The sequence below is a fragment of the Acinetobacter sp. AYS6 genome (assembly GCF_025630795.1).
Classification (GTDB): domain Bacteria; phylum Pseudomonadota; class Gammaproteobacteria; order Pseudomonadales; family Moraxellaceae; genus Acinetobacter.
The window spans coordinates 144,337-157,548 of record NZ_JAOTNV010000009.1 but is presented as its reverse complement, the minus strand read 5'-3'; the positions used below and the strand labels follow the sequence as shown (position 1 = coordinate 157,548).

Annotated in this window: 16 protein-coding genes; 9 read left to right on the top strand and 7 right to left on the bottom strand. The window is 38.6% G+C overall.

Annotated features, from left to right (window positions below; translation table 11 throughout):
* Positions 1 to 62: 62 nt before the first annotated feature.
* Positions 63 to 416 (top strand): gamma-glutamylcyclotransferase family protein, encoded by a 354-nt coding sequence (locus tag OD757_RS15225; protein WP_009389707.1) that lies wholly within the window; start codon positions 63 to 65, stop codon positions 414 to 416.
* A gap of 11 nt (positions 417 to 427) precedes the next feature.
* Here OD757_RS15225 and OD757_RS15220 read toward each other — a convergent pair whose 3' ends face one another.
* Positions 428 to 718 carry a peptidylprolyl isomerase gene (locus tag OD757_RS15220; protein ID WP_263032384.1) on the bottom strand — a complete coding sequence of 97 codons (291 nt, stop codon included), beginning with the start codon at positions 716 to 718 and terminating at the stop codon, positions 428 to 430.
* Between the two features lie 19 nt (positions 719 to 737).
* The gene (gene mutM, locus OD757_RS15215) at positions 738 to 1,562 is read right to left on the bottom strand and encodes a bifunctional DNA-formamidopyrimidine glycosylase/DNA-(apurinic or apyrimidinic site) lyase (RefSeq protein WP_263032383.1); all 825 of its coding nucleotides are present in this window, start codon (positions 1,560 to 1,562) and stop codon (positions 738 to 740) included.
* 75 nt (positions 1,563 to 1,637) lie between these two features.
* Here mutM and OD757_RS15210 point away from each other — a divergent pair, with 75 nt between their 5' ends.
* The 4 genes from OD757_RS15210 (at position 1,638) to OD757_RS15195 (ending at position 6,628) form a co-directional block, all read left to right on the top strand.
* Positions 1,638 to 2,204 carry a DNA-3-methyladenine glycosylase gene (locus OD757_RS15210; protein WP_263032382.1) on the top strand — a complete coding sequence of 189 codons (567 nt, stop codon included), beginning with the start codon at positions 1,638 to 1,640 and terminating at the stop codon, positions 2,202 to 2,204.
* A 135-nt stretch (positions 2,205 to 2,339) separates the two neighbouring features.
* A complete protein-coding gene (locus OD757_RS15205; protein ID WP_263032381.1) occupies positions 2,340 to 4,529 on the top strand; it encodes a TonB-dependent receptor family protein in 2,190 nt (729 codons plus the stop codon).
* 9 nt (positions 4,530 to 4,538) lie between these two features.
* Entirely contained in the window at positions 4,539 to 5,648 is a 1,110-nt protein-coding gene (locus OD757_RS15200) for an NADH:flavin oxidoreductase/NADH oxidase (protein WP_263032380.1), read from the top strand.
* A gap of 56 nt (positions 5,649 to 5,704) precedes the next feature.
* On the top strand, positions 5,705 to 6,628 hold the full coding sequence (locus OD757_RS15195; RefSeq protein WP_263032379.1) for an AEC family transporter: 924 nt from the start codon (positions 5,705 to 5,707) through the stop codon (positions 6,626 to 6,628).
* Positions 6,629 to 6,659: 31 nt separating this feature from the next.
* Here the strand turns inward: OD757_RS15195 and OD757_RS15190 are convergent, their stop codons facing one another.
* The 4 genes from OD757_RS15190 to OD757_RS15175 form a co-directional block, all read right to left on the bottom strand.
* On the bottom strand, positions 6,660 to 7,484 hold the full coding sequence (locus OD757_RS15190) for a tetratricopeptide repeat protein (RefSeq protein ID WP_263032378.1): 825 nt from the start codon (positions 7,482 to 7,484) through the stop codon (positions 6,660 to 6,662).
* A 184-nt stretch (positions 7,485 to 7,668) separates the two neighbouring features.
* Positions 7,669 to 8,379 carry a DsbC family protein gene (locus tag OD757_RS15185; RefSeq protein WP_009389633.1) on the bottom strand — a complete coding sequence of 237 codons (711 nt, stop codon included), beginning with the start codon at positions 8,377 to 8,379 and terminating at the stop codon, positions 7,669 to 7,671.
* A gap of 146 nt (positions 8,380 to 8,525) precedes the next feature.
* Positions 8,526 to 9,248, bottom strand: coding sequence for a YgfZ/GcvT domain-containing protein (locus OD757_RS15180; protein WP_263032377.1), 723 nt, complete (start codon positions 9,246 to 9,248; stop codon positions 8,526 to 8,528).
* Between the two features lie 56 nt (positions 9,249 to 9,304).
* Positions 9,305 to 9,421 carry a hypothetical protein gene (locus OD757_RS15175; protein WP_263032376.1) on the bottom strand — a complete coding sequence of 39 codons (117 nt, stop codon included), beginning with the start codon at positions 9,419 to 9,421 and terminating at the stop codon, positions 9,305 to 9,307.
* A 38-nt stretch (positions 9,422 to 9,459) separates the two neighbouring features.
* Here OD757_RS15175 and OD757_RS15170 point away from each other — a divergent pair, with 38 nt between their 5' ends.
* The 4 genes from OD757_RS15170 to OD757_RS15155 all read left to right on the top strand — a co-directional run bounded on the left by OD757_RS15170 (position 9,460) and on the right by OD757_RS15155 (position 11,400).
* The gene (locus OD757_RS15170) at positions 9,460 to 9,912 is read left to right on the top strand and encodes an SRPBCC family protein (protein ID WP_263032375.1); all 453 of its coding nucleotides are present in this window, start codon (positions 9,460 to 9,462) and stop codon (positions 9,910 to 9,912) included.
* Between the two features lie 142 nt (positions 9,913 to 10,054).
* A complete protein-coding gene (locus OD757_RS15165; protein ID WP_263032374.1) occupies positions 10,055 to 10,411 on the top strand; it encodes a DUF488 domain-containing protein in 357 nt (118 codons plus the stop codon).
* Positions 10,412 to 10,502: 91 nt separating this feature from the next.
* Complete coding sequence (locus OD757_RS15160) at positions 10,503 to 10,847, top strand: zinc ribbon domain-containing protein YjdM (RefSeq protein ID WP_263032373.1); 345 nt, start codon at positions 10,503 to 10,505, stop codon at positions 10,845 to 10,847.
* A 211-nt stretch (positions 10,848 to 11,058) separates the two neighbouring features.
* On the top strand, positions 11,059 to 11,400 hold the full coding sequence (locus tag OD757_RS15155) for a YegP family protein (protein ID WP_009389333.1): 342 nt from the start codon (positions 11,059 to 11,061) through the stop codon (positions 11,398 to 11,400).
* A 54-nt stretch (positions 11,401 to 11,454) separates the two neighbouring features.
* Here the strand turns inward: OD757_RS15155 and OD757_RS15150 are convergent, their stop codons facing one another.
* Entirely contained in the window at positions 11,455 to 13,170 is a 1,716-nt protein-coding gene (locus OD757_RS15150; protein ID WP_263032372.1) for a proline--tRNA ligase, read from the bottom strand.
* Between the last annotated feature and the right edge of the window lie 42 nt (positions 13,171 to 13,212).

The window sequence follows — 13,212 nt, the reverse complement described above, 5'->3', positions numbered from 1 at the left end:
TTGATAAAATTGTAAAGCTACTAATAAGTTCAGCTAAGCATATTGAAAACGGGGATAAATAAATGAATCAGCTTTTTGTTTATGGCACTTTATGTCCAAATAAAGCAAATGCTCATATTTTAGAGCAGATTGGCGGTCACTGGAGCAAAGCCAGTGTGCGCGGTGTGATTCATATTTTAGATTGGGGGCCCGACAAAGGCTTAAAAGCAATTGTTTTAGATTCAACAGCCGATTGGGTGGAAGGCTATCTGTTTAGTACAGAAAAACTTGCTGAAAACTGGCAAATGCTTGATGATTTTGAAGGTTTTCAATACCAGCGTGTCATAGCAGATGTAAAGCTTGAGTCAGGAGAAATGGCTAAGGCTTGGACTTATCAGATGAATGTACAGGCCCAAGCTTCTGAGAACCATAATTAAAAATAATGGAATTAACGCAAACTGCCCATCCTGAATTTAACTTCTAAAAGATGATAGCCAAATTGGCTTTTGATTGGGCCTTGTAGCACACGTTCAGCAGCTGTAAAAACAATTTTGTCGATGACGGGCACCAATTGGCCTTTTTTGACTTCACCAAGTTCACCACCACGCTTTGCCGAGTTACAGGTGGAATATTGTTTAGCAAGCTTGGCAAAGTCAGCGCCATTTTGTAGCTTCTTTTTTAGCTGTTCGGCTAAGTCTTTATCTTTGACTAAAATATGTCGGACAATTGCTGTTTGCATGTTGTCTTCCTCCAAAAAATTAAGGCTTTCTCAGCTTTTTAAGCGGTTGGCACTGTGGGCAAAATACGCTGGCACGCTGACCAAGTTTCAAGTTTTCTAATGGGGTTTCACAGTTAACACACATTTCTCCGGCACGCCCATAAGCGAGTAAAGTCTGTTGAAAATAACCATTTTCACCCATGGCATTGCTGTAGTCTCGTAAAGTCGAGCCGCCTAAATCAATTGCCGACTTTAAAATGCGTTTAATCTCGACAACCAGTTTCTCAATCTGTTGCATGGTTAAATCACCAGCGGGCTGGGCTGGGTGAATACCAACATTAAACAAGCTTTCAGTTGCATAGATATTGCCTACACCAACCACTACGTGGTTATCCATAAGTGCAATTTTTATGCCGACAGCTTTGTTTTTAAGTTTGGAAGCTAGATATTCTGCATGAAAGTCGTCACTTAAAGGTTCAGGCCCTAAAGTATCTATAAGTTTGCCTTGAGTTTGTGGGGTAAGCCAAAGAATACAGCCAAAACGACGTGGGTCATGATAGCGTAACTGTTGATCTTCAAATTGAATAATCAGATGATCATGTTTTCTCAATTCATCGTTCGGTTGACACAGGCGAAAGCTACCTGACATGCCTAAATGCCAAAGCATTTGATCTTGTTCAAACTCTGCCAAAATATATTTAGAACGTCGATTTAACCCAATGAGACGTTGCCCAACGAGTTTTTGAACATCATCGGGGATAGGCCAGCGTAAGCTCGGATTGCGTACTTCAACACTTAGAACTTTTTGATTCAATAGAGGAAATAAACTGGTTTTGGTTGTTTCGACTTCGGGTAACTCAGGCATGCCAACTCGCAGAATTAACAGATATACTGGATTAATCAAGTATAACGTGTGGTATGTAATATTTCAGAGATTACTATGTCAGATATTTTACCATTAAGCTGGTTTCAACGTGAGACCTCAGAAGTGGCTTATGACTTAATTGGCTGCGTATTATGTAAACGACAACCTGATGGACAAGTCATCCGGTGTACGATTAGTGAAACAGAAGCTTATTTGGGTGTTCGTGATAAAGCTTGCCATAGCTACAATGATAAACGTACAGCTCGAACAGATGTGATGTATCGACCTGGTGGTACGATTTATGTTTATTTGATTTATGGCATGTATGAAATGCTCAACCTCATTACTCAGACAGAAGGCATCCCTGAAGGGGTAATGATTCGCTCTGCATTTTTAAATGGTGCTTCAACTAAAAAAGAATTTAAGCTTTTAGCTGGACCCGGCAAATTAACACGCTATTTAGGTATTGATCGGACTTTAAAAGGTCAAACCTTGGGAGAGGAGTCTGGACTGTGGGTTGAAGCAGCATCAACGCAGCCTGAAGTGGTATTGACGCCACGGATTGGAATTGACTATGCCGAAGAAGCAAAAGACTGGCCAGAACGATATTGCTGGAAAGATCATCCATCTTTAAGCCGTTAGTTCAATTGAACGAATCAATTCGTTAAGTTTTAACAAAAACTGTTCCAGATTTACAACAATGCAGATTGAATTCAATATCCAGACAAGTCACTACTTTTTGTTATCATAACTACAATATAAATAAAGGAAATAAGCATGTCCTTATTACGCTTAGACCGACTTCATTACTGTATTTTGATGAGTATGGGCTGCTTTTCTAGCCCACTTGTTTGGGCAGAAGACCTAGCACAAGACGTGACTGTATTGCCAACGTTACATGTGGAAGCCACGCGTACTGATACAACCTATTTGCAGACGCCAGCTTCGGTTTTTCGAATAGATGCACCTCAACTCGAGACTTCTTCACAAGTAAATTTAACCGAAGTTGTGAAGGGTATACCGAGTTTACAGCTTCGCAATCGTGAAAATTATGCACAAGATTTACAGTTATCTATGCGTGGTTTTGGTGCACGTTCCACTTTTGGTGTCCGTGGTATTCGCCTGTATGTAGATGGTATTCCTGCAACAATGCCAGATGGACAAGGCCAAACGTCTAATATCGATTTAAGTAGTCTGGATCATGTTGAAGTTCTAACGGGACCTTTTTCCTCACTGTATGGAAACTCATCGGGTGGGACGATTTTAACTTCTACTAAAGAAGGTCAAGGGAAAGACTCAATTGAGCTGAGCTATTCGGGAGGCAGCCACGATAAAAGCCGAGCAGGATTCGTGCTACAAGGTGGGGCAAAGGGTGCGAATGAACCAAGCTATGTTATTAGTTCATCATACTTCGATACTGATGGTTACCGAGAACATAGCGGTGCAGAAAAAGTATTAAATAATGCAAAACTCAGTTGGAATCTTGATGATGGTAGCAAAATCAACTGGATAACCAACTATGTCAAAATTCATGCAGATGACCCGCAGGGTTTAACGCATGACCAGTGGAATGCTAATCCAAAGCAACAAGTTCCATTTTTAAAGCAATTTAATGTCCGTAAAGATATTGAGCAAACTCAAACGGGTGTGACTTGGTCTAAACCGATTAATGATAAAAATGAACTCTATGCCATGGCATATTTAGGTAATCGCCAAGTTACTCAATATCAATCCATTCCAAAAGGTGAAGTAACGTTAAAAAATGATAAGCCAGTTTATACAGGTCAAAAGAGTCCGAAGCATGCTGGTGGGGTCATTGATTTTGAACGTAATTATTATGGTGCTGACTTCCGTTGGACAGGTAAAGAGTTACTTCCAAATACCACTGTAAGTGTCGGTGTGGCACTTGATGCAATGGATGAAGAACGTAAAGGTTTTGAAAATTTTAATACAAATAATGTTTATGGGGTGAAAGGTAATTTACGCCGAGATGAAGATAATACTTTATGGAATATCGACCCTTATTTACAAGCTTCATGGCAGTTTTTACCAACATGGCGGTTAGATACGGGTGTGCGTTATAGCAATGTCCATTACAAGTCAAAAGATCATTTTACTTCAGGGCCTGATGAGTATGGCACTGTTAACGGTGATGATAGTGGCAAAACAGATTACGATAAAGTTTTGCCTTCTGCTGCTTTAAGCTGGCAAATTTTACCTGAACTCATGGCCTATGTGAGTTATGCCAAAGGCTTTGAAACGCCAACTTTTACTGAAATGGCTTATCAAACTGATAACTCAAAGTCAGGTTTTAACTTTGATTTAAAACCATCCACAAGCGATACCTATGAAACAGGCTTAAAGTCACAGAACCATTTAGGTGATTTTACGTTAGCAGTTTTCCAAACAAAAACTAAGAATGATATTGTTTCAGCTGGAAGCTTAGATGGGCGTTCAACATTCCGTAATGCAGATAAAACCTTACGTGAAGGTGTAGAGTTTGCATGGAATAAAAAGTTGTGGCGAGATTTAACAGCGACAGCTAGCTATACATATTTAGATGCAACTTTTGATGCTGATATTCCAGCTTTAGGAAGTATTGCTCAAATTCCATCGGGTAATGCCATTCCTGGAATTGCTAAAAACCAAGCTTATGCCTCTTTAGCTTGGCAGCCATCGCACGGTCTATATGGCGGTGTAGATGTACAGTATATGGATAAAGTATACGTGAATGATACCAACAGTGACGCAGCGCCAAGCTACAGTGTAACCTCAGCTAATGTGGGTTATGCATGGGTAATGGGCGACTGGAAAGTGAATAGCTTTGCCCGTGTAGATAACCTATTTGATAAAAACTATGCAGGTTCAGTGATTGTAAATGATTCAACTCAACCAGTTGGACGTTACTTTGAACCAGCGGATGGACGTAACTGGAGTGCAGGTTTACGTGTAATTAAGCAATTCTAGGAATTAAAAATGGCAAAATTATTTGAAACGGTTAACTTTGGTTCACTACAACTGGTCAATAGAATTGTAATTGCTCCGATGTGCCAATATTCGGCAACAGATGATGGTGAAATTACCTATTGGCATGAACAGCAATGGGCGAATTATGCATTGTCTGGTGCAGGCCTTTGTATTGTAGAAGCGACTGCCGTACAACCTGAAGGTCGAATTAGTTATGCAGATCTTGGGCTCTGGAATGATCAGCAACGTGACCAAATCAAAGCGTTGTTAGCTAAGGTTCATACACTTTCACCGATGCCATTTGGAATTCAGTTAGCACATGCAGGGCGTAAAGCATCTACTGAAAAGCCGTGGTTAGGCAAAGGTCAAATTGCAAAAGATCTACCTCATGGTTGGCAAACGGTTGCTCCAAGTGAAAGTACTTTTTCTGTTCATGATGCAGCACCGCATGCTTTGACCATTGCTGAGATTAAACAAGTCCAACAAGACTTTGCAGCAGCTGCAAAACGTGCTGTAGAGGCTGGATTTGAGTTGATTGAAATTCATGCGGCGCATGGTTATTTACTACATCAATTCTTATCACCAATTGCCAATCAGCGTACTGATGAATATGGTGGTTCTTTAGAAAACCGTATGCGTATGACCCTTGAGGTTCTTCAGGCAATTAAATTGGCTGTACCTGAAGGTTATCCTGTAGGTGTTAGATTATCTGCGACCGATTGGTTAGAGAGTATAGAGCACTGGGATGTTGAGTCTACAGTGGGACTATCAAAAGCTTTAGAGCAGTTGGGCGCAGCCTATGTTCATGTGTCTAGTGGTGGTCTACACGAGCATCAATCTATTACGATTGGGGCAGGTTACCAAGTTCCATTTGCTGAACAAGTCAAAAAGCATGTGTCCATTCCAGTCATTGCTGTAGGGTTAATTACTGAGCCAGAACATGCCGAACAAATTCTGGAAAACCAGCAAGCTGATGCTATTGGTCTTGCTCGTGCAATGTTGTACGACCCAAGATGGCCTTGGCATGCAGCAGCGGCTTTAGGTGCAGAAGTTAAAATTGCGCCTCAATATTTACGTTGCCAACCTCATGGATTAAAGCAGCTTTTTCACTCTTTTTAATTGTATTGGGCAAAGTTATCTTTGCCCATTTTTCTTTCGCTAAGTGAGGACGGTCAGTGGTTTTTCAGGTTATTTTACCTATCTTGATATTGCTATTGATGGGCTATGTTTGTGTCCTCATCAAATTGGTAACGCCTGAACAGATCAGGGCACTTAGCGCATTCGTAATTAAAATTTCTTTGCCTGCTTTTTTAATTCATTCTTTGGCAAATAAAAACTTACAAGACATTTGGCACCCAGCTTATTTTCTTGCTTATGGCGGTGGGTCTTTAATTTTATTTTTCTTGGCTTTTATTCTTTATCGAAAATATTTTAAAAATAGTTTAACCCATAGCGCCGTTATCTCGATGGGCGCATCTATGTCCAATACTGGATTTATGGGAACAGCTATTTTGACTATGCTGATTGGTAACCATGCAGCAATCTATATTTCTTTAACCCTAATTATTGAAAATTTATTGATTGTGGCACTCATGCTCATTTTGGCTGAAGCGGGATTACATCAACAACAAAATCTTTTACCGCTTTTAAAACAGACTTTTTTAAATTTACTCAAAAATCCTGTCATTATCGCTATCTTGGTTGGCATGGGATGCATCCTTTTCGATGTTAATCTCCCTACAACTCTTGATCAGTCTTTAGAGTTACTTGGGCATACAGCTTCGCCTTTGGCCTTGTTTGCTATTGGTGGGAGTTTAGTGGGTATTGGAATCACAACAGTAAATACAGAAAGTGTTTTGTTGGCGATATTTAAAGTTATCCTCATGCCATCTGTTATTTTTGCACTTTTTTTAATAACTCCAAATGTAAGCCGTGAGATGCTTTACGCAGGAACATTAATTGCTGCTTTACCCATGCCGATTGCTTTTGGAATTTTTGGACAAGCCTATGGTTTAAATGAAAAAGCATTAACGCCGCTTATGATTAGTACGATTGTTGGTTTCATTGGCGTTAGCGGACTTATTGCTTTGTGGTGGTAAAAGAAAAGCCCCGTAAGGGGCTAATCATTCACTATTTTTTGGGTGTTGGCTGTGCTGGAGCATTAGCAGCCTGTTTACTTTTTTCTGCAATAATCTTATCAACCGAAGCTAAAGATTCTCTAGCGTTGGGAACATTTTGATTGGCAAGTTCAGTAAAGATTTTTTTGGCCTCAGGTAAATTTTGCGGAATGATATTGCCATTCGCCATCATGGTTGCTAAAGCCATCGACGCAGGAGCATAACCTTTCTGCGCAATTGACTGGAGGGCTTCGATGCCTTGGCGTTTCATGAGTGGATTTTTATTCTCAACACCTTGGCTTATATCATAGAGTGCTTTCACCTGAGTAGCAGGATAATTACCCTTTCTAATTAAAGGCGCTAACTTTTGAAGAGCAATTTGATGTGACTGCGGTTTTTTCTGAGCAAATAAAATTGTCGCAATTTTCACAGTTGCATCATCAGAACCTTGAGCCGATGCCTTTTGAATATATTGACTGAATTTGTTGCTGTCTTTGGCAACGCCTAATTCACCAGTCTCATAAATTTGTGCAAGCGTGTAACTTGCTTGGGCATAGCCTTTATTAGAGGCATCTTCATAATATTTAATAGCTTTAGAAGAATCTTTTGCTGTACCTTGGCCCATTTGAGTCATATAGCCTAAGTTATAGATGGCTTGGGCATTACCTGTTTGGGCTAGACGTTGCATTTCCTGAAATGCAGCAGAGTAATTTTTTGCTGCGTAGAGTTGTTCAGCATGTTTGAAAACATCGGTTTTAGCAGCAGTCGCTGTGTTATCAGCTGCAAAAATTGATGCACTTGAAAGGGTGATTAGGCTTGCGATTAGTAATTTCTTCATTTCTTTTTAACCTTTTACTTCGTAGCTACATCATTCCATTGATGTATTAAATAGTTTCAATTTCTCATCATAGATATTGATTGCTGAAAGTAAACAGCCGATTTGTATATAAAGCGCTGCACTTTGGGCAAATTGTGGAGAAAAAATACCCACTCATGTCAATAAACCAGAGTGGGTAATATTCTTATTTTGCTGAATTGAGTAATGCTTCAATTTGCTTAGCATCACTTGGCACACCAGAGAGTCTTTGACCATTTTGTAAGAACAAAGTCGGTGTTCCATCAATATTTAACTTATTACCTAAAGCGATATTTTTCTGAATTGGGCTTGAGCAACTTTTGCTATTAGTCGGTAATTTGCGGTTAAGCATATAGTTCGTCCAAGCTTCTGCCGGATTTTTTGAGCACCAGATTTGATTAGATACTTTTTCGGCGTTTGGATGCAAACTAGTGAGAGGATAAAGGAACACATATACCGTTACGTTATCAACACCAACCATATTTTGTTCTAGGTGCTGGCAATATGGGCAATCTGGGTCACTAAAGATATAGATCGTACGTTCGCCTTTACCTTTTACATATTTAATCGCTTGATTGAGCGGTAAGCTTTTAACATCAATCTTACCCAATTCGGCAATTCGTTCATCTGTCATATTTTTTTGTTGTTTGATGTCGACTAAGTTACCAACAAAAAAGTATTTGGCATCTTGGTTGGTATAGACAATGCGGCCGCTTGTATACACTTCATAAATGCCTTGTACAGGCGATTGATATACACCTTTTACAGGCAAGTCTGGATAATTCGTCTTAAGATTTTGTTCAAGTGTTTTAACATCAGCATGAGCAGAACCGAAAATAGCCAAACTCAACATGAGTGTAGCAAGTTTAGATTTCATCTTTTTTCTCTTTAATTTCAACAGGGATAATGATGGCATATAAAACTTAAAAAATTGACGTCCTAATCTAATGAATTCATTAGTATTTTGTATCTATAAAAAAGCCCACAAACTTAGAAGTGGGCAGTTCGAACTAACAAAGATTATTATTGTGGTCTTGCAACATCGCCACTTAAAGCTTCTGGTAACTCAAGAACTTGAAGACCTAGCTCTTGTAAAGCAGCAGGTTTAGCCACCACTAAAGCCAGATAGCCATCATCATTTGCAATACTATTAACGACTTCAACATCATTATGTAATTGAGTTGCTGCGGCAGGTGTTTCACCTGTACCTTGTACGACATGTAACCAATGTTTTGGTTTTGCTTTAAACCAAAGACGCGCCACAATCTCCTGACCTAGGTAACAACCTTTATCGTAATTGACACCTTCACGTTGATGTAAACGCAATTCTTGTGGCTGGAATTCATGTTCAGTTGCCTGTGTGATCCACGCTTGGCCAGTCATAATGGCTTGTTTTTGCCAGTCAGATATATCGGTTTCTTGTGTAGAGAACTCAGTTTGATGACCTGCAATTTTTGGAAATACAGTGCCTTGTTCAGTTAAGGTCATTTTTGAAAATGCACCATATTTTTTAATATGTTTAGTAAATTCTTCTGCTTGATCTTGAGTAACTACAATTTCAAAACTTTCAGCATTAATCTTTTTTAGCCAGAGTCCAAAGTGAATACGACCTTTTAGGTCACAAATGGCTGTATAGCGAGTTTCATTTTCCGTTAAACGTTCAGTATCTACAGTAACTTGACCTTGTAAAAACTTCTGTGCATCTACACCGTTTAAAGCATATGAGGAGAAAGCGAGCAGACTCATAATTAATCTCAAATTCAATATGTTTCTTTATGATTGCTGACTATTTTGCTCCATTTTTAGTAAAAAATCAGCCATAGTTTTCGTAATTTGATTTTGTCAGAAAAACTATTTTGTTTGAAAAAAAACCAAAAATATACGTTTGGATAAATCTGAAGGTTTAAGCTAATAAGCATAATTTCGATAATTTAAAAGAAATTAAAATAAGGAGAATATGATGGCAACAGGAACAGTGAAATTTCATCGCGTATTTAAGGCGCCAGCCGAGAGAGTTTACCGTGCATTTTTAGATCCAGACGCTTTAGTAAAATGGTTGCCGCCCCATGGTTTTACTGCAAAGGTCCATAGTTTTGATGGAAATGTGGGTGGCTCATATAAAATGAGTTTTACCAATTTTTCAACAGGTTCAACACACGATTTTGGGGGAACATATATTGAATTAGTTCCAAACGAATTAATTCGCTATAACGATCAATTCGATGATCCAAATTTACCAGGCACTATGCAAGTCACCATTACTTTAAAAACTGTAATGGTGGGTACGGAAGTGCACATTACACAAGAAGGAATACCTGAAGTTATTCCTGTAGAAGCCTGCTATTTGGGATGGCAAGAATCCTTATCTTTACTGACATTGTTAATCGAAGCAGATATCCCAGATCAATAAGCTTTCTAAAATTTTAATTAAATATTTAAAAAGTGAGTGGAGCTAAATCTGCTCACTTTTCTTTTATAAGCTCTATCCAAAATGAAAAAAATATTGAATGATTTTATAAGGCTAAAATATAAATCATAGGCAGAGAAAGATTATGGATATCCACATTAAAAGAATTTATGAAGATACTGAGCCTAGTGATGGAAAGCGTATTTTAGTTGACCGTCTATGGAGTAGGGGAATAAGTAAGGAAAATGCTCATTTGGATTTGTGGCTAAAAGAGATAGCATCTTCGACAGAACTTAGAAAATGGTTCCATGCAGTAACTCCTGATCATTGGCAAGAATTTAAGCAGCGTTATTTAAAAGAACTTGAAACAAACCCCGCAGTTGAAGAGCTACAACACATCGCAGCAGAACATACAGTTACGCTTTTATATTCAGCAAAAGATGTAGAGAATAACCATGCAATTATTTTGAAAGAATATTTATTAAGTAAAAACTCAAAGTAAATATATAAATTTTTTTTTGGTAAAAGTGTTTTATTTAAAACTTTAAAAAATGAGTCATATCTCGCATAATATACTTTTTGAGATTTTTTTCATGTCTTTGCCAAATTGCCCAAAATGCCAATCAGAATATACTTACCAAGATGGCGACTTATTAATCTGTCCTGAATGCTCAAATGAGTGGAAAGAAGGGGAAGCATCGCTTACCGAAGAACAAGAAATTATTAAAGATGCTAATGGAAATATATTAGCTGATGGCGACAGCGTCACTGTTATTAAAGACTTAAAAATTAAAGGTTCATCTTCAGTTGTGAAAGTAGGCACAAAAGTAAAAACCATTCGCTTAGTTCCAGATGCAAGTGATGGCCACAATATCGATTGTAAAATTGATGGCATTGGTCAGATGAAATTAAAATCTGAATTTGTAAAAAAAGCTTAAATTGTTAATTTTCATTACATTTCAGTAGAGATATGCACCTATATCTCTACTTTTTAAATTTCTAACATCCTTCTAATTTTATTACGAAAAAGTATAAAAAATGGGCTGTTCAAAGAATGATAGCCCATTTATATTGTCATAAATAACAAATAACTTTCGTCCAGAATAATAACGAAAGTCATACCCACACCAACAAAAAAATGAGGTTTTTATGGCAGGATGGTACGAAATTTCACTAGCGAGTGATGGACAATACCGCTTTATTTTAAAGGCAGGAAATGGTGAACCTATTTTAAATAGCGAGCTATATAAGGCTAAAGCTTCTGCGGTAAATGGTATTGAATCAATTCAGAAAAATAGTGGTGATGACGCACGATATGAGCGTTTAACTGCAAAGAATGGGAAACCTTATTTCAATTTAAAAGCTGCAAATCATCAAATTATTGGCACAAGTCAATTCTATGCGAGCGAAGCTTCACGTGACAAAGGAATTGAGTCTGTTAAAACCAATGGTTCATCAACCAATATCAAGGACTTAACGGTTCAGGCATAAAATTGAGTTAAAAAAAAGCAGCTTCTAAAAGCTGCTTTTTTATTTGTTTATTTATTAACGCGCTAACTTAGCTAAAAGTTCTTCTTTCGTTAAATTGCTCGCTTCAGCATCGCGACGGCCTTTATATTCAAAAGTACCAGCATCAAGACCTTTTTCACCAATTACAATACGGTGTGGAATACCCATCAATTCAAGGTCAGAGAACTTAACACCTGGACGTTCGTTACGATCATCAAGCAACACATCAAAACCTTGAGCTTGAAGTTCTGCATAAAGTGCTTCTGCTGCTTCAAGAGTACGTGGTGATTTGTGTGCATTCATTGGAACAATTGCAATTTCAAAAGGTGCAATGGCTTGTGGCCAGATAATACCTTTGTCATCGTAGTTTTGTTCAATTGCAGCTGCAACAACACGTGTTACACCAATACCGTAACATCCCATGGTTACTGTAAATGGTTTGCCATCTTCACCTAGAACTTTACAACCTAAAGCTTCAGAGTATTTAGTACCAAGCTGGAAAATATGACCTACTTCAATACCACGTTTAATTTGTAGTGTGCCTTTGCCATCTGGAGATGGGTCGCCTTCAACCACATTACGCAAATCAAAAACTTCAGTAATTTGCGCATCACGTTCCCAGTTTACACCTACCGCATGTTTATCAGTTTCATTTGCACCAGCAACGAAGTCTGAAAGAACAGATGCAGCACGGTCAACAATTACAGTTAAGCCTTTTTCGACTAAACCTTGTGGACCTGTAAAGCCAGCAGTTAAGCCAAACGCTTGAAGTTGCTCTTCGGTTGCAAAAGTAAGAGGAGCAGCCACTAAAGGATGCTTCTCAGCTTTAATTTCATTAAGTTCGTGGTCACCACGTACAAATAGAGCAACGACAGGAATATTACCTTTTTCGTCTGCAACACCTTGGACCAATAATGCTTTAACCGATTGCTTTGGATCAGCATTTAAGAATTGGCATACATCATCAATTGTTTTTTGGTTTGGTGTTTCAACCAATTTAAATTCTTGTGTAGGTGCCGCACGTTCACCCACTAAAACAGCCTCAGCCATTTCAACGTTTGCTGCATAATCAGATTCAGTTGAAAATGCGATGTCATCTTCACCACTAGAAGCCAATACGTGGAATTCATGTGAAGCTGAACCACCAATAGAACCTGTGTCGGCTTGAACTGGGCGGAAGTCTAGACCTAAGCGAGTGAAAATACGGCTATAGGTGTCGTACATCACGTCATAAGTTTCTTGTAACGACTCTTGAGTTGCATGGAAAGAATAAGCATCTTTCATGATGAACTCACGTGAACGCATTACACCAAAACGTGGACGAATTTCATCACGGAATTTGGTTTGAATTTGGTAGAAATTTACAGGAAGCTGCTTATAACTTTTAAGTTCGTTACGCGCCATGTCTGTAATAACTTCTTCATGCGTTGGCCCAAGTACAAATGGGTTCGTATGACGATCTTTAAAGCGTAATAATTCAGGACCATATTGTTCATATCGACCCGATTCTTCCCAAAGACTTGCGGGTTGAGTCACGGGCATGAATACTTCCATTGCACCTGAGCGGTTCATTTCTTCACGAACAATCGCATCTACTTTTTTAAGCACACGTGTTCCCATCGGCAGCCATGTATATAAACCAGATGCCAATTTACGAATCATCCCCGCACGTAACATGAGCTGGTGTGAAATTACTTCAGCATCATTTGGGGTTTCTCTCAACGTTGCAAATAAAAAGCGGCTTGCGCGCATGGAAAAAGTCCTAAAAGTTAAGCGTTATAAAAACGCAGATTA